Source organism: Oceanobacillus sojae, assembly GCF_007991515.1.
Classification (GTDB): domain Bacteria; phylum Bacillota; class Bacilli; order Bacillales; family Amphibacillaceae; genus Oceanobacillus; species Oceanobacillus sojae.
Genome location: NZ_BJYM01000023.1, coordinates 36,351 through 60,120 on the forward strand (window position 1 = coordinate 36,351; position 23,770 = coordinate 60,120).

A 23,770-nucleotide genomic window follows, 5' to 3' on the forward strand; every position below is an offset into this window, starting at 1 on the left:
GGGGAAGAGTTGATAGGAATGAGAAAAAATTATATTCGACTGGGAGTTATTCTGCTCCTTTTTATTATTTGTTTATCTACTTTCCGCATGATTTGGATGGGGTTTTTTCAAAATGAGATTCAACCTGATATTCAAAATGGTGTTCTGGATATACAATCATGGGATCTGGGGGACAAAGAAACACTTGTTTTGGACGGGGAGTGGAAGTTCTATCCTTCTCAGTTTATTATGGAAGAAGTAAGCAGGGCAGGCAGTGAATCGGAAATTTTAGATGTGCCTGAAGGCTGGAATGATATCTTAAATTCTTCTTTTGGCTATGGTACCTATCGGTTACAAATCAAGGTTAACCCTGATATAGATCAGAATTATGGTTTATACATACCAAGTATTCGCAGTTCATCAGAAGTCTATGTTAATGGACGAAAGCTGTCTTCCTCTGGTGAGATAGCTTCAGATGAAGAGCAATATACAGCTAAAAATTTACCGCAAAACGTGGTTTTTACAGCAAATGAAGAAGGAAATATTGATATTGTTATACAAGCTGCCAACTATAAAGATATAAGAAGCAGCGGTATCATCCGTTCTGTGAAATTTGGTACGGAGCAGGCAATCTCAAGAGGAACACAGATATCCAGCTATTTTCAAATCAGTATCATTGTTATCTTTTTAATTCATGCAGTGTATACATTTATTTTATATCTGATAGGAAACCGGGATAAGTACCTATTCTATTTTTCCATTTTAATGTTATCGATAATCGTAACTTCTCTTTTAAGTAATGGAGATAAGTTAATTCATCAGTTTTTAAATATATCCTATGATTTTGATTTTCGTCTGGCAAACACCTTGCTCTTGGTGGGCTGTTATGCTTTGCTGCAATGTACGAATCATCTGGAGCTGCCATATTGGAGAAGGGTATTTCCTTTTTATAAATGGAGTATATTTGGGGTGATGGGAATAACTTTATTCTTATCAATACCGCAGATTCTGTTCTTATTTCCTGTTTATTATCTATTTGCTTTTATAGTGATTGTCGTTACATTTTGCTCGATTGCACGGATGTATAGACAAAACCCGGCGACGAATCTGTTCCTTGTACTCAGTTTTTTTGCGGTCGTGCATCATTATATATGGGATATAGGATGGAGGGAACAGAGTATATATTTAACATTTTATCCATTTGATCTGATTGTTGCGGTGGTGTGCTATATTACTGTCTGGTTCAAAGGTTATTTTCAAATGCATGAGGAGACCAAAGAATTGGCTGATAGTTTACAAAGGATGAATAAGGAAAAGGATCAATTTCTTGCTAATACATCGCATGAGTTCCGTAATCCTTTGAATAGTATCTTATTACTTTCCAAGGCTGTCATGGACAGAGAAGAAACAGTGTTGTCAGAGCGGAGTGTAAGTGAGCTCAATACGGTCTTGAATGTCGGAAAGAGAATGAATCTGTTATTAACCGATCTGCTCGAGGCAAGAAATTTAAATCGTACGAAACCGCGTTTAAATAAACAGGTAATTTCCCTTGAACCAATTGCAACAGGAGTTCTTGACCTATTACAGCTTTCATCAGATATGAAACAGCTGGAGATGATTAATAAGATTCCAAAGGAATTCCCGGCAGTTTATGCCGATGAAAATCGTGTTACGCAGATTTTATTTAATTTAGTTGGTAATGCCGTTAAATATACTAGTAAAGGTGGAGTAACTATATCAGCTGAGAAGAAAGAAAAATATGCGGAAGTTCATGTGACAGATACAGGTATCGGAATTAGTGGAGAAATGCAAAAGCGGTTATTTCTTCCTTATGAGCAGGACAACGCAACAAGTGGAATGCAAGAAGGCGGATTTGGTCTGGGATTGAGTATTACTAAGCAGCTGGTTGAGCTTCATGGAGGGCAGATTTGGGTTTCATCAGAAGACGCAGAGAAGACAACCTTTACATTTACTTTGGAATTAGCTTCTTCGCAAGAAGCTGTACAGCTGCCGGTGCAGACTGTGCGTACTGCTGCAAAGAGCGAAGATAAGGTGGAATCCGGATTACCGCAATTAAATGACGGCCGGGCCTCAGCAGTATTACTGGTTGATGATAATCCGGCCAGTTTATTAGCATTAAATTCAATTTTATCAGAGGATATGTATGATACTGTACCTGTTTCCAATGCGAAACAAGCACTGGAAGAAATGAAAAAACGGGAATGGGACATTGTTGTTTCAGACATAATGATGCCGGAAATATCAGGCTATAAGCTCACTGGTATGATTCGTGAACGCTATTCGCTGACAGAGCTTCCTGTCCTTTTACTTACGGGCGGGAATGCAGATATACAAGCAGCATTTGTAGCAGGAGCAAATGATTATATTACCAAGCCCGTTGAGCCGGTAGAGCTGAAAGCAAGAATGGATTCGTTAATAACAATGAAGCGTGTTGCAGAGCAGCAGTTACAGTTTGAAACAGCATGGTTGCAGGCACAGATACAGCCGCATTTCTTGTTTAATACTCTGAATTCTATTTTGGCACTAAGTGAATGGGATGTAGAAGAAATGAGAAAGCTGCTCAATGAGCTTAGTAATTTCTTGAGAAGTAAATTCCGGTTCCAGCAGATGAAAGATCTGATACCTTTAGATGAGGAATTAAATATTGTCCGCTCCTATCTATATATTGAACAAGTTCGATTTGGAGAAGCTCTTCAGGTGAAATGGGAGCTGGACGGTTATCAAGGGATAAGTGTTCCATTTTTATCGATTCAGCCATTGGTAGAAAATGCTGTACAGCATGGTATTCGAAATAGACAAGGAAAAGGCACAGTAGTAATCAGATTTAAAAAAGATACTGCCTGTTCGAAAGCATTCATTACGGTAGAAGATGATGGAGCGGGGATAGAAACAGCAGATATTGCGAACATTTTGCAGGGGAATTCAGGCAGTGAGTCAGGAGTCGGCATTTTAAATGTTGAAAAAAGACTGCATCAGCATTATGGAAAAGGATTAATGATTGACAGTTCTCTGAATAAGGGAACGAGCGTATCTTTTGAAATTGATATATAAACAAAACAAGACTTCATTCTGCAGAGGTGATTAAGCCCCGATTAGAATGGAGTTTTATTTTTATATAATCATTGTATGATTTTGAGTTGTATAGAATTTGTACATATTTATTTGGGAATATAGCTGCTTGGAACTGTTAAGATTTGTATAGTTTATTAAAAAAATAAATATATCCCGGAGAGCATATGACCGGCAATGGGTTGATTAATCATGCTCAAATAGAAATGCGGATGCTGTATTTGTAAATATACATTTGCCAAGTGAAAAGAGCATAAATTTTGTGAACAATTGTTGTATATAACCTTTATAAGTTTTGTTACCGCATATGATGAATACATGGTGAATGCGTTTAAACTAAATATAGAAAAATTATATTTGAAATCTTGTAAATAACAGAACGTTTATTGATATCCGTGAACTGGATAAAGAACAATTTATCATAAAACCAAGTATACAATCATCAGCATCAGCCTATAGAATAAAGAGTCTTATGCTTAAGCAGGAGAACTCTATCCAGTTCATTTGCCGTCAAAGAAATTTGAAGGATATATTTAAAATTTGACGTTAGAAGAGATGATATCAATGAGAAATAACTATATGAAGCTGGTGCTGATTTTACTGCTTGTTTTCGTCTGTTTATCAGCTTTTCGATTGATTTGGATGGAAGGTTTTCAAAATAGTACCCCGTTGGATATTCAAAATGGAAAGCTTGATTTAAGGGAGTGGAAAGCGGATGGGGACGAAACCTTGGTATTGGACGGGGAATGGGATTTCTATCCATCCATATTTATAATGGAGGAGAAGGGAGCAGTACTAGCAGATACAGAAACCATTCATGTGCCCGAAGGCTGGAATAATATATTGAATTCACCTATCGGTTACGGAACATACCGATTGCAAGTTCATGTGAATCCAGGTCAAGATAGTCATTATGAATTATATATACCGAGTATCCGCAGTGCCTCTGAAGTCTATGTCAATGGAAATAAACTCTCATCATCGGGAGAAATTGCCACGGAAGAAGAAGCATTTACCGCTGAAAACTCTCCACAAAAAGTCGCGTTTAAAGCAGATGAAAATGGCGTCATTGATATCATTATTCAAGCGGCCAATTTTAAAGATATCAGAAATTTAAATGGTGGCATTATTCGCTCGATTCAATTTGGAACAGAACAAGAGCTTACCAATGAATTGCAATTTTCGATTTACATGCAGATTGCCATGGTTGTTGTCCTGTTGATTCATTCAGGGTATGCTTTCATCTTGTATTTAATTGGAAACAGAAATAAACAGCTATTCTTTTTTTCTTTACTAACTTTTATATATGCTATTCTATTTCTTCTTAGTGGAAAAGATAAATTATTACATTCTTTTTTCTATGCACAGAGTGATTGGTGGAACCAGTTATTTGTAGCATTGATATTAATCGAGTGCTATGTTTTTCTGCAATGTACCAATCATCAAAAGCTTCCTTATTGGAATAAAATATTTCCTTATTTTCAATGGGGAGTATTTGGATTAGCCGGCGTTACGATATTTTTTCCTCTATCTCTGCCACAGCTGATTATGCAGCTGCCACTTTATCTGTTCGCTTGTTGTTCCCTGGTCGGTATTGGTGTTTTTGCAATAATACGGTCGTACAAACAGTCATTGAATACAGATTTCTTTTTAGTATTATCCGTTGCAGCAGCTATTCACCATGTTGTATGGGCTTTAATATGGAGAGGAAGCGGAGTATATATGCCGCATTATCCTTTTGATCTCATTTTTGCAGTGGTGTGCTTTATGATGGTTTGGCTTAAAGGATATTTTCGTACCTACAGGGAAACGAAAGAACTGGCCGAAACGTTACAGCGGATAAACCGGGAGAAAGATCAATTTTTAGCAAATACCTCTCATGAATTCCGCAATCCTTTAAACAGTATGTTATTACTTTCGAAGGGTGTACGCGATAGAGAGGAATCTGCTATAACAGAGCAAAGTATCAATGATTTAAATACGGTATTGAATGTAGGAAAGCGGATGAATCTACTGTTAACGGACTTATTAGAAGAGAGACAGCTGCAGCAGGGCAAGCCCAGACTAAACAAACAGGTTATTATTTTGGAACCGATTGTCACAGGAGTGATGGATTTATTACAATTTTCATTTGACATGAAGAAGGTTCAAATCATCAATCAAATTTCTAAAACATTTCCGGCAGTGTTCGCGGATGAAAATCGAGTGACGCAAATTTTATTTAATTTAGTCAAAAATGCTATAAAGTATACAGATCATGGAACCATTACTATATCGGCAGCTGTAAATGGAAATGTTGCAGAAATTCATGTTACTGATACGGGCGCGGGTATCAGTCCGGAGATGCAGAAGCGATTATTTCTTCCTTATGAGCAAGGAGATGCTCCGGAAGGGATAACACGGGACGGCGGTTTTGGGCTGGGACTAAGTATTACGAAACAACTGGTAGAACTTCATGGCGGGACCATTCAGGTTTCTTCCAAAAAAGGAGAGAAAACAACCTTTACCTTTACGTTAGAATTAGCATCATCCCGGGAAGCTGTTCATCTGCCTGAAGAGAATACACAAACAATCAGGAGGATCGAGGATTCGGAGCAATTGAAAATCCCGTCTTGGAAAAACGAACAAAAACCATCTGTTCTAGCAGTAGATGATGATCCGGCCAGTTTGTTAGCGTTACAAGCTGTACTGCCCGAGGATGCATATAATCTGGTTCTTGTTACCAGTGCCGTCCAAGCTTTGGAGAAGGTGGAAAAAGGAGGGTGGGATATTGTTATTTCCGATATTATGATGCCGGAAATCTCCGGATATAAACTCACCAGAATGATTCGTAAACGGTATTCTCTGACAGAGCTTCCTGTATTGCTGCTTACTGGCGGTAATTCAGATATACAAGCAGCTTTTGCTGCCGGTGCGAATGATTATATAACCAAGCCTGTAGAACCGGCAGAGTTAAAAACCCGGCTGGATTCACTAATCACTCTTAAGAAGGTTGCAGAGCAGCAATTACAATTAGAAACGCTGTGGCTTCAAGCGCAGATACAGCCACATTTCGTGTTTAATACTTTGAATGCTATCAAAGCATTAAGCGAATGGAATCTGGAGGAAATGAGACAGCTCCTGGATGAGCTTGGAAACCTGTTGCGAAGCAAATTTCAGTTCCAGCAAATGAATGCTTTAGTACCTTTAGAAGAGGAATTAAATATCGTCCAATCCTATCTGTATATTGAGCAGGTCCGTTTTGGAGAAGCCCTTCAGGTGAAATGGGAGCTGGAGGATTATCAAGAGATAAATATTCCATTTTTATCGATTCAGCCATTGGTGGAAAATGCTGTACATCATGGTATCCGAAAGGGAGATGGGAAAGGCTCAGTAGTAATCAGAATAAAAAAAGATTATACCCGTTCCAAAGCATTAATTACAGTAGAAGATGATGGAGTCGGAATAGAAACAACAGATATTCCGGGCATTTTACAGGGGAAATCTGACAGTAAATCAGGCGTCGGTATTTTAAATGTTGAAAAAAGACTGCATCAGCATTATGGAAAAGGCTTAACGATTAACAGTTCACATGGCTGGGGTACAAAGGTTTCTTTTGAAGTGGATTTAGCAGATAATTAAAATATTTATCCAGTGCATGACAAGACAAAAGATGTAACTTCATTTGATGGGAAAAAGATAGTATACCCATCAAGTGGAGTTTTATTTTTATTGGGCCATAATATAGTATTTTCAAGTATTGGAAGAAATGAAGGTAAGTGGAGGCGGGATAATTAGTAAACCAGAAAATTGTATAGAATTTGTTTAGAAAAAGGAAGATAGCTAATATTTATTGTCATGTATGCTTGAATTATACGTGATATATCGTGAAAATAATCAGGAAGGGGATTCTATGCTGCATATTGCTATCATTGACGATGAACATTTGGCATTACAATATTTGTATTTACTGTTGAATAAAATAGAAGGAGTACAGGTGACAGGAAAATATATAGACGCTGGCGACTTAATCCAACATGTACAGGTAACCGATCTAGATGCTGTATTTATCGATATACATATGCCCGTTATAAAAGGAACTGATTTAGCTGAACAATTGTTAGACATTAAACCTTCCTTACATATTGTTTTTGTTACGGCTTATGACAAGTATGCGGTCAAAGCTTTTGAATTAAATGCAGTAGACTATATATTGAAACCCGTAAAGCAGGAACGTTTAGCAGTAACCATACAACGGATAAAGGAAAGAAAAGCGGTAGAACAGGAAATTGCGACCTGTAAATCATCGTTTGTTATTAAGGATTTAGGAGTGCTGCAAATTTATCATGGGAATAAATGGATAGAAGTAAAGTGGCGAACGTCTAAAGCGAAAGAATTATTTGCTTATTTTATCCATAATCATCAAAATACGATCCGGAAAAGTGAATTAATTGATTTGTTGTGGAGCAATCTACCTTGGGAAAAAGCAAATGCCCAGCTTTATACTGCCATATATCAGATCAGGAAGGTTATCCGGCAAATAGATGCTCCTATTAAAATCGTCAGCCAGAAAGAATTTTATCAAATAGATATGGGGGATGGCATACAGATTCAATCTCATGAATTTAAGCTCGATGCCCAATATTTATTAAAAGAAAATAAAGTAGATGTTGAACAATACTTTGCAGTGCTGGAAGTGTATGGAGGAGAGTATTTAGCTGAATTGAATTATTCATGGGCTGCTGCAGAGAGGAAAATGCTGAAAGATTTATGGGTTAAATTAATTAACAAATTTTCAGAGCATTTACACCTCCACGAAGAACCAGCATCCTATAATATTTCAAAAATGAAGGATTTAACAGGTTTTGATATAAAAGCAACAGATATTATAAAAGAAAAATCCAGGGTTTAAAGAGGATGTTCAAGTCGGGTGGTGAACGGAATTTTAAATTATATATATCGAGAAATTCATGAAAATTCATTTTATAAAGCAGAAACAATGCTTTTATAAAATGAATTTTTTTGCTGACTTAATATAACCAAATATTGGGATATATTAGATTACCAGGATGTACAGAATTTGTATATATACACACTATTCTCTGGGACATATTCAGTAAGTTATTATGAAAATGACTACAGAGTCTCATTTCCAGTAACTCGATATTAATTGTAATTTTCTTCATAGAAACTAGTAAAAAGCTGCTGTATAGAGGATGAGTATGTAGTCAGAAGAGACTTTAAAATGTTTCTGTCAGTTGGATAAGGGTAATGCCAGGGCGTTTTCATAAATAGTGAATCTATTCATCTATTAGATAACGTTCTTTTACGCTTTTTCTGCAGAACAGAAATTATTTTAAAGATATAAAGATATTAGGAGGTGTTGGGTTTCACTATTCCAGCAGTTAATAAAAATAAAAAAGAAAAGGGGGACTGGACTAATTGAAGAGAAGAGCAAAAAGAGTAAGTATATTTATGATTTTTCTTCTTGTTATGCAGTCATTTGTAACAGGTTTTGCACCGATACAGACGGCATACGCAGAAGGAAATAAAAATGATACGTTCTTTGATTTTGAAAGCATTTCCGAGAGCTCTTTTACCGAGGAAGAAGATAGTCGGCTTCTACATATAGACTGGTCGCTTGCGGATTATGATCTAGAAGATGTAAGCCAACCTGTAGATTTCGATTCTCCTGTAGAATTAGCAGCGCAGAACGGCATCATCTCTTCGGATGAAGAAGCTGTGGAAATTGCTTCCTTTAAAACAACAGAAAATATGATTAGCGTCACGTTTAATGAAGCGGCGCTGGAGCATCCGGAAGCTGAAGGTACATTAAAGCTGCAGGTGCCTTTAGAGGAAGAGGAAGTTGTGGAGGAAGAAGAAGTAACTACTGAAGAATCTGTTGAAGAGGGGTCAACGGAAGAAGGAACCGGGGAAGTTGTAGAGGAAGAAGCGGTTGAAGAAGAAAGAACTGGGGAAGCAGTAGAGGAAGAAGTGGCTGAAGAAGGTGCCGAGGAAGCAGTAGAGGAAGAAGGGACTGAAGAAGGTGCCGAGGAAGCGGTAGAGGAAGAAGAGACTGAAGAAGGGACCGAGGAAGCGGTAGAGGAAGAAGAGACTGAAGAAGGGACCGAGGAAGCAGTAGAGGAAGAAGGGACTGAAGAAGGCGCCGAGGAAGCAGTGAAGGAAGAAGAGACTGAAGAAGGTACTGAGGAAGCTGAAGAAGAGAACACTGCGGCTTCTGCTGCATTTAATGTAGGACCGCAGGCTGAGTTAGGGAATATCTTTACCTTTGAAAGCTTAAAAATTGATGGTCAAACGATTGAAGATGGTGACATTATTTCCATCACTGAAGGTACTATTGCAGATCTTAGGTTTAGCTGGCATACACAAGGGATGAGTGCGAAAGCTGGTGACACAGCCGAGATTAGTCTTTCTGATGCCTTTAAGACGGTTACTACACCAGTTCAAGATCTCATAGTTGATGGAACAAAGGTAGGAACCTACCACGTTGAGGATGGTGTGTTAAAATTTGTATTTGATGAAGGCATTGAGACTTCAGACGTCCAAAACGGGTTTGTCAATCTTGGTTTAGAGTTCAATTTGGATAAATTCAGAGAAAATATTGAACAAGAGATTCCATTCAATGACGGTCACGAAAATAACATAACTGTTATTGCGCGGCCAAATATAGAACATAGCGGTATTGAAAAAGAAGGACATCCCGATATGGACCATGATGCAAGAGAAATCACATGGACGATTGACGTGGTCAATACTAATGATGAAGAGATAACGGAGGCAACATTAGCGGATAACATTCCTGGTGGATTAGGAGAAGCTAGAGATTTTGTTATCCATAAGCTAAACATTGGCTTTGATGGAGGTATAAGCGAAGGAGAAGACGTAACATCGACTCTAAATCCATCAGAATTCCCAATTGATTTAGGCACAATTGCACCTTTTAATGGCTATCGTGTCCAATATACGACAACCATTGAAAATTATGCAGAAGAATCATTTACTAATGACGCAACTTTTAAATACGGTGAAAAAAGTTTACCGGCTGAGGCTACCGTTGGAGGATTGACAAGAAGTAATCCGATTGAAAAGGATGGCTGGCAAGATGGAGACAGCGATGTTATTCAGTGGCAAATTGATGTTAATAAAAATGGAAGTCTTATTAATGAGGCTATAGTAGAAGATAGTCTGCCTCCTGGCTTAACCGTAGACCCAGATAGTATTGAAGTGGTTAGAATTACACAAAGTGAAGGAACTTGGACAGAAGGAGCTGCTCATGGCGGTTCGTTTATGGAGTTCCCGATAAACTTAGGGGCATTAGGACAGGATGATGCCTATCGAATTAAATTTAAAACAGATATAAATTGGGCAGATATCAATGATAGCAAATATCAAAAAGATAATGGCTTCTTAAATGAAGCAACCCTAAAAGATGGTGAAAATGAATTAAATAGTGATGATGCAACAGTTAACATTGTTAGAGATCCGGTCCTTCGCAAAGAAGGGGTATCCAATGTAGATTATGACAATAAAACGGTCAGCTGGACGATTCACGTCAATGAAGCAGGACACCCGATTGGGAATGCTGTGCTGACAGATTTAATTCCGGAAGGGTTAGCGATTTCTGAAAGTGATATTGTAATCACTGACGAAGAAGGCAATTCTTATACTCCTGTTAACATCAGCCTTGACCCTAATGCTGATGGTGGAACAGCAGTTGTTATTAACTTAGGAGATGTAGGTACACACAAGCTGAAAGTAGAATATACAACTGCGATTACCGATTTCACTAAAAATAATTTTAATAATAGTGTAGGTATGACAGGTGATGGTGTTGGTGAAGAGGGAGAAAATAGTAACGCTGAGATTAGACCAGCAGCTAACACCTATGGTAAGAGTTTCCGGGGAATAGATTATAATGCCAAAACGATGAATTGGCAATTAAATGTGAATCCAAGAAGAGAAGCAATTGATTCATTAGTAATAGAAGATACTTTCCCGAATAAAGGGATGATTCTATTGCCGGGTTCGGTAAAAGTAAATCATGCTGGGAACGAACTTGTAGAAGGTACAGATTACACGCTTGCACCTAGAACTGAAGATGGTGAAACAGGTTATCATAAAGGATTTACTATTACTCTTCTAGACAATGCGTTACCATTAAATGGAGGACAGCTAAGTGTTGATTATCAAACCTCTTATGACCCGCAAGAAGAAGTGGATGGTAATACGCTAGAACCTCATATATCTCGTGTAGGCGGAGAAAATCAAGATGGCGCCAGACTTTATGTCAATCATGCTCATTTTAAGGGAGAAACAGTAAATGAGAATCCGATTGATGAAACTCGTAGTGCTGATACTAGGGTAAGAGAAGACTCCTGGAACAGCGGTAAAAAAGAAGGGCAGTTAGTCCATTTTGATGACGAAGGCAAAGCAGTAAATGGTTGGGTAAGCGGCAGTGAAAGAAAGGTCGCCTGGCAATTGTACACGAACTATCAAAAACAAAACCTAGGATCAGATGTTTCGATAACAGATACGTTAGCTTATGCTGGAAATATTGATGCAGATAGTATCCGAGTATCGGTTTATAACGTAAATTCTAATGGTTCAACTGAAATTACTGGGCCAGTATTAGACCCGGGTAATTATTCAGTAGACGTTGATGGCGGCGAATTTACAATTATCTTTAACAATGAGGTAACAGAAAGATATGTGATTGAATTTACGACATCTGTACCAGACATCTCAAAACAAAGCTATACTAACAACGCAATAGTTAGTGTTGGAGATGTGGAATATCCTTATAGTGCTACCCTTAACTATGGTCAGTACGATGACTTCTTGAAAAAAGGAGCAATTGGTTTAAATGGTGATCGTGTATTCACAGGGGATGAAGTGGATTGGCAAGTTACGGTTAATGAGAGCCTTTCTATCATTAAAAATCCTGTGATTACGGATACCTTAAGCTCCGGTCACGTATATTTATCAGATAGTCTTGAAATCTATAGAGCGCAGGACTTAGAGAATGCTCTAGTAGAAGGAACAGACTATATACTTGATGTCAGCGCGACAGACGATGGTGAAAATGTTTTAACTATCAACATGACAGAAGATTTACAAGATACCTTAGTTTTAAAATATACAACCGTTGTAACTGCAACAGATGGTGATATTGGTAACAGAATTTCATTGGATGGATCTGCTATTGATCAGCAATCTGTAGAGTCCAGTAAATTAAATGCCAGACAATTCTCTGATGCAGGCGGCGAATGGGCACCAAACAGAGGAGCTTTAAAAGTTACAAAAGTCGATGCAGAAGAAGAGGAAGTTATTGCAAATAACGAAGCGACCTTTACACTGTGGTACGATTTAAATGGAGAAAGAGTTCAATACACACAAGAAGAGGCATTTACTACGGTAGATGGTATCCTTCAAATTGGAAACTTACCACTTAGAACGTATTACCTAGTAGAGGAAGAAGCACCAGCAGGATATGTTATTTCTGAAGATGAGATAGAAATTGTTGTTAATAAAGCATATGGTAACGACGAAGAGAATATTGTGTCAATTACGTTTGAAAATACAAAAGAAAAAACTGACATAACAGGAACAAAAGTATGGGAAGGTGGGCCAAAGCCAACCATTGAATTGCAGCTGTACAGAGATGGTGAACCATACGGTGATGCAGTAGCGCTGGAAGATGGCGAAACAGAATATATTTGGTCTGAGCTAGACAAAACAGATATCGATGGGAATGAGTATAAATATACAATCGATGAAGTGGAAGTTCCTGATAATTATGAGAAGGCAATATCGGAAGATGGCCTAACTATTACCAATACTTTTGAATCAGGAGAAACAAGTATTAATGTAGCAAAGGTTTGGGAAGATGCAGATAACCAGGATGGTGTCCGCCCCGCGTCGATTACCGTTATATTGTTAGAAAACGATGAAGGAACAGAGCAATCAATCGTGTTAAATGAGAACAATAACTGGGAAGGCACATTTACAGGATTACCAGTCATCGATCAGACAGGTGCAGAAATTACCTATACCGTTAGAGAAATAGCTGTTGATGGATATGAAACAGAAACAGCAGGAAATTCTGCAGATGGTTATGTGATTACCAATACGCATGAACCAGCTATGATTGATTTAGAAGGTACGAAAACATGGGATGACGCCGATAACCAGGACGGTAAACGTCCAGAATCCATCACTGTTCGTCTGTTAGCAAATGGTGACGAAATAGAAGCTGTGGAAGTTTCTGAGGAAACAGAATGGAGTTATGTCTTTACAGATTTACCGAAATTTGATAATGGAGAAGAAATTAATTACACCATTCAAGAAGATAATGTAGAGGACTACTCTGCAGAAATTAATGGAATGGATATTACCAACAGCTACACACCAGAGCAAACAAGTATCAATGTAGTCAAAGCATGGGAAGATGCCAATAATCAAGATGGTGCACGCCCAGACTCGATTACTGTGAAACTATTGGCTAATGGTGAAGAAACAGGCCAAGAATTAACTCTAAACGAAACAAATAACTGGCAAGGAGACTTCATCGAATTAAATGTTTATAAAGATGGAGAAGAAATTCAATACAGCATAGAAGAAGTAGCTGTAGAAGATTATGAAACAGAAACAGCAGGAAATCCTGCAGACGGTTATGTGATTACCAATACCCATGAACCAGAATTAATTGATTTAGAAGGAATGAAAACATGGGATGACGCTGATAATCAAGACGGCAAACGCCCAGAGTCAATTACTGTTCGTTTATTAGCAAATGGTAGCGAAGTAAAAGCTGTAGAAGCTTCTGAGGAATCTGATTGGAGCTACATCTTTACAGATTTACCGAAATTTGATAATGGAGAAGAAATTAATTACACCATTCAAGAAGACAACGTGAAAGACTACTCTGCGGAGATTAATGGCCTGAACATTACCAATAGCTATACACCAGAACAAACAAGTATCAATGTAGTCAAAGCATGGGAAGATGCGAGTAATCGGGATGGTGCTCGTCCAGGTTCGATTACAGTGAAATTACTTGCAGATGGTGAAGAAACAGGTCAGGAATTAACTCTAAACGAAGCGAGTAACTGGCAGGGAGACTTTATTGAATTAGACGTCTATGCAGATGGAGAAGAAATTCAATACAGTGTTGAAGAAATAGCAGTTAATGCTTATGAAACGCAAACAGCAGGAAATCCTGCAGACGGTTATGTAATTACCAATATACATGAACCAGAATTAATTGATTTAGAAGGAACAAAAACATGGGATGATGCCGATAATCAAGATGGCAAACGCCCAGAATCCATTACTGTTCGTCTGTTAGCAAATGGTGATGAAGCAGAATCTGCGGAAGTTTCCGAGGAAACAGATTGGAGCTATGCCTTTACAGACTTACCAAAATTCGAGAATGGGGAAGAAATTAATTACACTATTCAAGAAGATAATGTAGAGGATTATTCAGCCGAAATTGATGGTCTGAACATTATCAACAGCTATACACCGGAACAAACAAGTATTAATGTAGTCAAAGCATGGGAGGATGCAAATAACCAGGATGGTGCACGCCCGGACGCGATTACAGTAAATTTACTTGCAAATAGTGAAGAAACAGGTCAGGAATTAATACTAAATGAAGCAAATAACTGGCAAGGAGACTTTACTGAACTAGACGTCTATACAGATGGAGAAGAAATTCAATACAGTATAGAAGAAGTCGCGGTAGAAGGGTATGCAACCCAAACAGCAGGGAATCCTGCAGATGGTTATGTAATTACCAACAGCTACGAACCGGTGCTAATTGACTTAGAAGGAACAAAAACATGGGATGATGCCGATAATCAAGATGGCAAACGCCCAGAATCCATTACTGTTCGTTTATCAGCAAATGGTAGCGAAGTAAATGCTGTGAAAGTTTCTGAGGAATCTGACTGGAGCTACACCTTTACTAACCTGCCAAAATTCGAGAACGGAGAAGAAATTAATTATACTGTTCAAGAAGATAATGTAGAAGATTACTCTGCTGAAATTAATGGTATGGATATTACCAACAGCTATACACCAGAACAAACAAGTATCAATGTTATAAAAAGCTGGAATGACGAAAATAATAAAGCTGGAAATCGTCCAGATTCCATTACAGTGAAACTATTGAAAAATGGAGAAGAAACAGGTCAGGAAATTACTCTGAGTGAAGATAATAACTGGCAGGCTGACTTCACTGGCTTGGACGTATACGCAGACGGAGGCTTAATTGAATATACTGTTGAGGAAGAAGACGTTCCAAACTATGAAAGTAATGTAACTGCTGGTGAAGAGAATGGATATAATTTCACAGTAAAAAACAATTATAATCCGGCAAAAGTAAGTGTTGGTGACTATGTATGGTTTGACAAAAACAAAGACGGTTTACAAGACGAAACAGACATCCCGATTAAAGGAGTCGTCTTAACGATTGAAGATGAAGATGGAAATCCAGTAACAGATGTTTACGGAAATCCAGTAGGACCAGTAACAACAGATGAAAATGGATATTATATCTTTGAAAATCTGCCAATCGATAAAACGTACATTGTACGAATTGATCGGGAAGCATCCAAAGAAGCCTTGAAAGGGTATGTACCAACTCTGGAAGAGGTAGGCGATGATAATTCCATTGATTCCTCTTTATGGTTTGCGGTATCCCGTCATTTAACAGAAGACGGAGAACATGACCCGACATTAGACTTTGGTTTTGTAAAAGCAGAACCAGAAGAGCCGGGTAAAGAGCCAGAGGAACCTGGTAAAGAATCAGAGGAGCCGGGTAAGGAGCCAGAGGAACCTGGTAAAGAACCAGAGGAGCCAGGTAAAGAGCCAGAGGAACCTGGTAAAGAGCCAGAGGAACCTGGTAAAGAGCCAGAGGAACCTGGTAAAGAACCAGAGGAGCCAGGTAAAGAGCCAGGTAAAGAGCCAGGAGAAGATCCAGGTAAAGAGCCGGGAGAAGATCCAGGTAAAGGATCAGCTGAAGTTTCAGGTAAAACGGATTCAGGTGATTCTAAAGAAACAGATAAAGGTGATGGTGAAACATTGCCGGGTACAGCAACATCTATGTTCAACTTATTGCTTATCAGCTTAGGTTTACTGGCAGCCGGTGCAATCTTAGTTATTGTCAACCGCTTCCGTAACCGTTCATCTGACTAGGTAAAGCAGATTTAAGTAAGAAAAAGGAGTTATTACTAATTTTCAGTAATAGCTCCTTTTTCAAATTTATTGGCAGGTATCTTCTAAAACATCTCCACTCCCCAGCTCCACCTTTTGTTTTTAGGGTTGATTACACATAATATGAAATCGGATATAATTATTCGCAAGAAATCAATTTTAATCAAAAAATACATAAACTATTAACATTCCTCAATATACAAATGTGTGAATATAGTTTATTATCCACATTAGATATATAATTCAGAAAAATTAACGGAATTATGACATATAACTATGAATAATCAGGAGGGGAAGGACTGATTTAGATAACTTTACACTGTCACGCATATTTAATTCTTTATCATATGTAAAGCTGATCAAAATGAAATGAGTATATAACATGATTAGTGTCCGGGAATCCAGATATCTTACTAAGGTTTACAGGAAGCTGCTATGGAAAAGCTTTAAAAGATAAGGGCATGAAAATTATTTTAAATGCAGTTGAATATAGAAAGCAACTGAAAAGAAAAAGAGAATATATTAACTTGTTTTCTAACTGTTGTAAAAGAGCCGAGAAACAGTTAAATATAGTCATTCATACGTTGATTATCTTTTTTTACAAGAGGCAGGATGTCAATATTCGGAATAATCGGTCAGTTCTTTTGTGTATGCTTCCATCTTGTTTGACAAAGTAGACTGTTTTTATACAACATGGGTGATGGAACATTGCTAATTATCTGGACTAATAATGGGGGCGAAAGTATGAAAAAGATAATTGAAAATGCTGCATATGATCAAGAATGGATTAGCTTAATTATAGAAGCGAAAAAACTGGGCATACCATTGCACGGGATTCGCCAGTTTCTGGATAGTGCAAATGAAAAATCAAAGTTTGATTTAATTTTCACAGATTTTACAAACAAAAAAACCCGCTCTTTCAGACGATTTGTTGAAAAATGAATGGAGCTTTCTAAAATAGTTAATTTTAAAATTATAGCAGTAAAATGCTTTAAAGGCTTTTAACCTATATAAATTAAAACAGGAACTTAAAAAGGTAAATCCTATTCCTTATTATGTTTTATTTTAACTGGAGAATAAATAATTATTCACGTAAGTTTTTTTATATCCATTTTACTGGGCGCAAATAGAACCTTTTTCAACAATTACCAATCACCTTTCCTCATAGCATTCTTTTATTTTGTTTACACTAATGAAAAAGAAGGGGAGGTGTTTGAAGTTTGTGGAAAAAAGGTTTTATTTTTTTATTGCTTCTGACAGTTGTTCATTTTCATCATGCTTCACCCGCCCATGCAGAGCAGGAAATGCCGCCGCTGAAGGTACATTTTATTAATGTCGGTCAAGGAGATAGTATTTTAATCGAAACGCCTTTAGAACGGACCATTTTAATTGATGGAGGACCTCCGGAAGCTGGTAATGCTGTTGTTAAATATATAAAAGAGCTGCGGATTAATGAAATTGATTTAATGATTGCGACACATCCGGATATCGATCATATTGGCGGTCTAATCAATGTATTAGATGAATTTGAGGTGGGAAATGTGATTGATACAGGAAAGCTTCATCCGACAAAGACTTTTGCCTCGTATATGAATCGAATCCGTGATTTGCAAATCCCGGTTACTATTGCTGAAAAGGATACACCAATTGAAATAGACCCGACGATTTCTTTAGATATTTGGAATGCTGCACAGCCATTAACCTCTCCAAATGCATCATCTCTTGTATTAAAGCTCCGTTATGAAGAAACAGATATGCTCCTTATGGGAGATGTCGGTAAAAAGGAAGAAAAGGAAATACAGAGAATGCATAATGTGAATGCAGAAGTAATTAAAATAGGGCATCATGGCTCCAATACAAGCTCTTCAATGTCTTTTCTGAAAGAGGTAGATCCTGAAATAGCCATTCTAACCTACAGTAAAAATAATACCTATGGCCATCCTGTTTCCCGCGTTATCGACCATTTAAATGAAATAGACGCTTTGATTTATTCCACAGCAGCCTTGGACAGTATTACTGTTGAAACGGATGGCAGCACAATAATGGTAAATCCTAAAATGAATCCAATCCAGAAGTTTATCGAGGAACAAGTTAGCTGATGATATATCATTTTACATTTTAATACAAAAGTGATATCATTATAGTATAATAAAGATATGGAGGAGAGGATCTCATGCAGGAACGTAAGGCATGGAGTATTAATGGTATTCTTGGAATAGGTTTAATCATCGTATTGCTGGCTTTAGGGGCATTCGGTATTTATCAGCAGTATTTTGCTTTAGGGATTGTGCTGATTCTGATTGCTGGTATTTTAATCAGCGGAATAACGATTGTGCAGCCGAATCAGTCTATTGTTGTGATTTTTTTGGGGAAATATATGGGAACAGTACGTCGGGAAGGCATTTTGGTAACTGTACCATTTTCTGTACGCAGAACAATTTCTTTAAGAGTTCGTAACTTTAACAGTAACCGGTTAAAAGTAAATGATGTGAATGGAAATCCAATTGAAATAGCAGCAGTTGTTGTTTTTAAAGTGGTAGATGCAGCGAAAGCAGTTTTTGACGTGGACCAATACGAGGATTTTGTTGAAATTCAAAGTGAAACGGCTATCCGTGCAGTAGCGACAACGTATCCATATGATTCATTTACTAATGAAGAATTAACATTACGCGGGAATGCAGATGAAGTATCTAATCAGTTAACAGCAGAGCTGCAAGATCGCCTGCAGGTTGCCGGTGTGGAAGTAATTGAAGCACGGTTAACACATTTAGCTTATTCTACAGAGATTGCCCAGGCAATGCTGCAGCGACAGCAGGCAAGTGCAATTATCTCTGCCCGGGAGCAAATTGTTCAGGGGGCAGTTGGTATGGCGCAAGATGCAATAGCCCGCTTGGAAGCTGATAATATGGTGGAGTTAGATGATGAGCGCAGAGTGGCATTGATTAATAATCTGCTGGTTGCCATTGTCTCTGATCAAGGAACACAGCCGGTAATCAATACAGGATCGCTTTACCAATAAGCAGGGCTTACTATGGCTAAAAAGAAAAACTTTCCATTACGTATAGATCCCGAACTCTATGATATTTTACAGCGCTGGGCAAAGGACGAGTTCCGGAGTGTCAATAGTCACGTTGAATTCTTGCTTAGAGAATCTGCCAAAAAGGCGGGAAGACTTCCAAAAAAGCATGATAAGAAAATAGGGGAAGATTAAATTAACCCTCAAAATATAAGCCTTAAGAAATCTGCTGCTGATTTCTTAAGGCTTATTTGATTTAAGATACTTCCTCATCAGAACTGACTGCGGTTTCCGAATGGAATTGCTGATAGGACAAATAATGCTCCTTCGTAATCACGAATAAATCATATATCACTTCATTGGAATTTGCATTAATACGTTCATACATAGATTGGTACAGTTCATTAGCAGCGGTGACATAGGGAAGCTTCAGGACGGCTTTCAATGAGCGTTTGTTGCTTTTTTGCACCTTCATAAAGACCCCGTCAATTTCCTTGGTTGTAAAAAGCTCGTGAAAGAAGGCATCTTTAGCTTGACGGTTATATCCTTTACCAAAATACGGTTTCCCAAGCCATGTAGCTAAAAAACCATAATTATCTTCAATATCAAAAAGGTTAATAGTGCCAATTGGCTGCTGGTATTCATCTAAGATGGTTCGTGAAATTAATTCGCCCCGCTCTTCCGCTTCTATCGTTTGTTTTGTTAAAAAATAGAATTCATCAACGGTTGTTGCTTTTTGTCTGACAAAAGGAAACACCTCAGGGGCAATCATAAGTTCAAATAACATAGGTACTTCAAGTAAATCACGTATTTTCAGCATGAAAATACCCTCCTTTTTTCCAGGCGGGTATTCTTACATGCAAAATAAACGCAGTAAGTGAGTCACCCACCCTCGAATTTTTATTTTAAAAGTAGCATTGAAACAAAAATTCGGGGTGGGAATCGAACCCACTAGAACCAGGAAACCCCGGTGGCGCACCATTTGCCTTCCCTATTTAATTGATTTTCTCTCAGTACAACCGAAACAGGCTGCTTATCAGCTCTTTTCAAATTCATTTTTGATAATTTTATTGTATGATTTTTTCAGTGAAATGCAAGTATTTTTTTATAAGAATACAAAAAAATTTTACTTAGGAATAATTGTGTCCAATTAAGTAACAGGGGAGATATATAAGGAAGAAGAGAGGATGATAAACATGCGGGAAAAAGGTTTATCATTTAATAAAAACTTCTTGATGAAAGAACGTTTGTTCTGTATAATGTAATCAGATTTACTCCTCAGAAGCCTGCCTCATAATATAAAAGGATGTGTTTTTATGCCACGAATCAGTCTTCATAAAGTATACTCCTCACAGGCAACACCCTCTTTGCGTTTGCAGGAGGCTCACAAATCATATAATAAGTATCAAAGAAGAAAAGGAAAGACAAAGAAAGTATTACATCAGATACAAGATATTCAGCTGATGGATTTAAAAGTAGACTATGCCTTTAAGCAATTATTTGGGAGCGAGAAGAATAAGGAAATTACAGTTGTTTTTCTTAATGCAATTTTAACAAAATCAGGAAGAAGCCCTGTTAAACAGCTTTTCTTTCAAAATATTGAAATTGGCGGGGAGTATGAAGAGGACAAAAAATCCAGGCTGGATCTTCTTATTGAGACAGAGGATAAGGAGATTATAAATATAGAAATTCAAATCAACAATGAGTATAATATGGTTAACAGAGCTTTATATTATTGGTCACGGATTTTTTCGGAACAGTTGAAAGAAGGACAAAATTATAAGACATTATATCCTGTTATCAGCATTAATATCATGCATTTTGATTTGTTGAAGGAAACGGACGCCTATCATAATATCTTCCGTTTATATGAAATGAATCAGAAATATCCATTAACGGATAGAATTGAGTTTCATTTTGTGGAGATTCCTAAATTAATCTCTGCCTGGAAGAAGAATCAGCTCAATCCATGGGAAGATGTCTTGACTCGATGGTTACTGCTGCTAGGAACAGTAGACCGGCAAACGAATCATTTTTACAATGATATTTATCAAGAATTGGAGGAGATTGCGGTGGCGGATAAGTCTTTAAATGTCGCTATGCGGGTCTGGGAAGATTTGAGCCGGACAAAAGAGGAGCGTCTGGCATATGAAGCACGCTTGAAGCAGATTTTAGATGAACGATCTAAGCTTCTGGACAGAGAACAGTTAGAACAGGAAATGGAAGAAATAAGAGCTCAAAAAAAAGTGATGGAAATGCAGAAAGAAGAAATAGAAGCGAGGAATCAAGAAATAGAGACACGAAATCAAGAAATGGAAATGAGAAACCAAGAAATAGAGACACAGAATCAAAAAATGAAAGACAAAATGGAAGAAGAAGAAACCAAAAGAAAAGCGGCTGAATCTGCTTTGGAGAAATCTGCAAAACAGATGGCGCTCCGCCTGTTGGAGCAAGGAGTAGAGCATTCAGCTATTATGCACGCAACTGGATTCACAGCAAAACAATTAGAGGTAATCCAGCAAGCATTGAAAATAGATAAAAAGTAAACCGCTAAAAGATGTAATAAAAGCGAAATTGACAAAGGAGCATGCTGATAAGTAAAGCAGTAACATGCTCCTTTGTTTTAAAAAGCTATAATTCCATATTTTTTTAACTCTTTTTCAGATCCAATAAGGCTCGATCAAGGGATGCAAATTCATACTCGAAACCATTATTAAGTGCCTTCTGTGGATAAGCATATTGTCCTTTTATTATGAGCTGTGCCATTTCTCCTAAAGTGAAATAAAAGAATACAGCCGGTACATGCAGCCAATTTGGTCGATTATAAATCTTTGCTGCTTTTTTCATAAAGTCTTTATTTCGTTTTGGGTTTGGAGCAGTCACATTAACAGGCCCTTTCATGGTTTGATGTTCCAGGCAAAAAGTGATTAATTTGACAGCATCCTTTACGTGAATCCAGGATAGCCATTGTTCACCATCACTGATATGTCCGCCGGCATATAATTTTATTGGCAACGACATAAGTGGAAATGCACCGCCATCATTGCCGAGTAGCACACCAAATCGCGCATAAATCGTACGGATATCCATTTTTTCTGCTGCACCTGCTTCTTGTTCCCATTGACGCGTTATAGATGCAAGAAAGTCGTTTCCAGGCTGTACAGTCGCTTCTGTATAGATAAAATCCTCTGACATGCCATAGTATCCTACCGCCGATCCACTGATAAATACCTTTGGTTTCTCCTTCATATCTTTCATCAATTGAACAAGATATTTAGTAACACGAAGGCGGCTTGTAAGAATGGCTTCTTTCTTTTTTTTCGTCCAATATCCAAATAATGATTCACCAGCGAGATTAATGACAGCATCTATGTGAGGAAGTTCGTTTGCAGTCGTATTATAATCCATAAAAGTTATATGTGATGTATTCGATCTTTTCTCTGTAGAACGAGTCAGGATATATAAGTTATGATTTAGAACTGTGAGATGTGCAGCTAATTTACTGCCTAGAAATCCCGTGGCTCCAGTAATTAATATGTTCATAATAAAGAAACCTCCTTTAATTATATTTTCTATTGTTATCTGATTGCTGAAAATTTTGCTATGATGTTAAGAGAGGTGAATGATGTTGAGAAAAATTACCCGGATAACAACTCAAAAAAAACAGAAGCATCGCTATAATATATTTTTAAATACACCAGCTGGTGATGAATATGGGTTTAGTGTCGATGAAGATATCCTTATTAAATTCCGGCTTGAAAAAGGAATGGAATTAGATAATGAGCTTATCAAAACACTAAAAGAACAGGATAATCTCCATAAAATATATACCCTTACTATACACTTTTTAAGCTATAGAATACGCTCAGAAAAAGAAATTATCATGTATTTGCAGAAAAAAGAAGTAGAAGATGAACAAATTGCTGTTATTATGCAGCGCTTAAAGAAGGAAAAGCTCCTTGATGATCAGCAATTTGCAGATATGTTTGTACGATCGCGTATGAATACAAGCTCAAAGGGACCAAAGATTATAGAGCAGGAATTATTTGAAAAAGGAATTACCGGGCAAATCGCCGCCAATGCTTTAGAGCAATATACACCTGTACTGCAGAAAGAAAAAATTCAAAAGCTGCTTGGAAAGAAAATAAAGCAAACCTCGAAGGATTCTTTTCAAAAGCAAATAAACCAGGCAAAAAATATGATTTTGCAAAAAGGATTTAATCAGCAGCTTGTCTTTGCGGCTATTCAGACGATGGATCAGGAAGAAAACGCAGATCAGGAATGGGAAGCATTGAAATTTCAGGGAGAAAAGCTGTACCACAAGCATGTGAAAAAATATGAAGGCTTCCAGCTGAAGCAAAAAATAATGGAAGGTTTATACAGGAAAGGCTTCCGTTTTGATAGAATCCAGCAGTTTGTGGATGTATATATAGAAAATCAAGAATAAATTCAGGTTAACTCTACATT

Annotated in this window: 12 protein-coding genes; 10 read left to right on the top strand and 2 right to left on the bottom strand. The window is 37.6% G+C overall.

All coding sequences use genetic code 11. The features are described from left to right. Positions 1 to 18: 18 nt before the first annotated feature. The 8 genes from OSO01_RS20695 to OSO01_RS20780 all read left to right on the top strand — a co-directional run bounded on the left by OSO01_RS20695 (position 19) and on the right by OSO01_RS20780 (position 19,498). On the top strand, positions 19 to 3,051 hold the full coding sequence (locus OSO01_RS20695; RefSeq protein WP_147212373.1) for a hybrid sensor histidine kinase/response regulator: 3,033 nt from the start codon (positions 19 to 21) through the stop codon (positions 3,049 to 3,051). Between the two features lie 582 nt (positions 3,052 to 3,633). Next, complete coding sequence (locus OSO01_RS20700; protein ID WP_147212374.1) at positions 3,634 to 6,690, top strand: hybrid sensor histidine kinase/response regulator; 3,057 nt, start codon at positions 3,634 to 3,636, stop codon at positions 6,688 to 6,690. A 271-nt stretch (positions 6,691 to 6,961) separates the two neighbouring features. Further along, positions 6,962 to 7,960, top strand: coding sequence for a response regulator (locus OSO01_RS20705; RefSeq protein ID WP_186813727.1), 999 nt, complete (start codon positions 6,962 to 6,964; stop codon positions 7,958 to 7,960). Between the two features lie 530 nt (positions 7,961 to 8,490). Next, positions 8,491 to 16,269, top strand: a complete 7,779-nt coding sequence (locus OSO01_RS23490; protein WP_186813728.1) for a Cna B-type domain-containing protein — start codon at positions 8,491 to 8,493, stop codon at positions 16,267 to 16,269. A 762-nt stretch (positions 16,270 to 17,031) separates the two neighbouring features. Continuing rightward, the gene (locus OSO01_RS20765) at positions 17,032 to 17,229 is read left to right on the top strand and encodes an anti-repressor SinI family protein (protein ID WP_147212395.1); all 198 of its coding nucleotides are present in this window, start codon (positions 17,032 to 17,034) and stop codon (positions 17,227 to 17,229) included. A gap of 278 nt (positions 17,230 to 17,507) precedes the next feature. After that, complete coding sequence (locus OSO01_RS20770; RefSeq protein WP_246145264.1) at positions 17,508 to 18,386, top strand: ComEC/Rec2 family competence protein; 879 nt, start codon at positions 17,508 to 17,510, stop codon at positions 18,384 to 18,386. A 74-nt stretch (positions 18,387 to 18,460) separates the two neighbouring features. Beyond that, positions 18,461 to 19,306, top strand: a complete 846-nt coding sequence (locus tag OSO01_RS20775) for an SPFH domain-containing protein (RefSeq protein WP_147212376.1) — start codon at positions 18,461 to 18,463, stop codon at positions 19,304 to 19,306. 12 nt (positions 19,307 to 19,318) lie between these two features. Continuing rightward, entirely contained in the window at positions 19,319 to 19,498 is a 180-nt protein-coding gene (locus tag OSO01_RS20780) for a type II toxin-antitoxin system antitoxin (protein ID WP_077603689.1), read from the top strand. A 61-nt stretch (positions 19,499 to 19,559) separates the two neighbouring features. On the opposite strand, the gene OSO01_RS20785 is transcribed toward OSO01_RS20780, so the two are convergent. Next, positions 19,560 to 20,123, bottom strand: coding sequence for a GNAT family N-acetyltransferase (locus tag OSO01_RS20785; protein WP_147212377.1), 564 nt, complete (start codon positions 20,121 to 20,123; stop codon positions 19,560 to 19,562). 496 nt (positions 20,124 to 20,619) lie between these two features. Between OSO01_RS20785 and OSO01_RS20790 the strand changes: the two genes are divergently transcribed. Continuing rightward, positions 20,620 to 21,849 (top strand): Rpn family recombination-promoting nuclease/putative transposase, encoded by a 1,230-nt coding sequence (locus tag OSO01_RS20790; RefSeq protein WP_147212378.1) that lies wholly within the window; start codon positions 20,620 to 20,622, stop codon positions 21,847 to 21,849. A 103-nt stretch (positions 21,850 to 21,952) separates the two neighbouring features. Here OSO01_RS20790 and OSO01_RS20795 read toward each other — a convergent pair whose 3' ends face one another. Continuing rightward, positions 21,953 to 22,846, bottom strand: a complete 894-nt coding sequence (locus tag OSO01_RS20795; protein ID WP_186813729.1) for a TIGR01777 family oxidoreductase — start codon at positions 22,844 to 22,846, stop codon at positions 21,953 to 21,955. Positions 22,847 to 22,925: 79 nt separating this feature from the next. Between OSO01_RS20795 and recX the strand changes: the two genes are divergently transcribed. Next, entirely contained in the window at positions 22,926 to 23,750 is an 825-nt protein-coding gene (gene recX, locus OSO01_RS20800; RefSeq protein ID WP_307725862.1) for a recombination regulator RecX, read from the top strand. Positions 23,751 to 23,770: the final 20 nt, after the last annotated feature.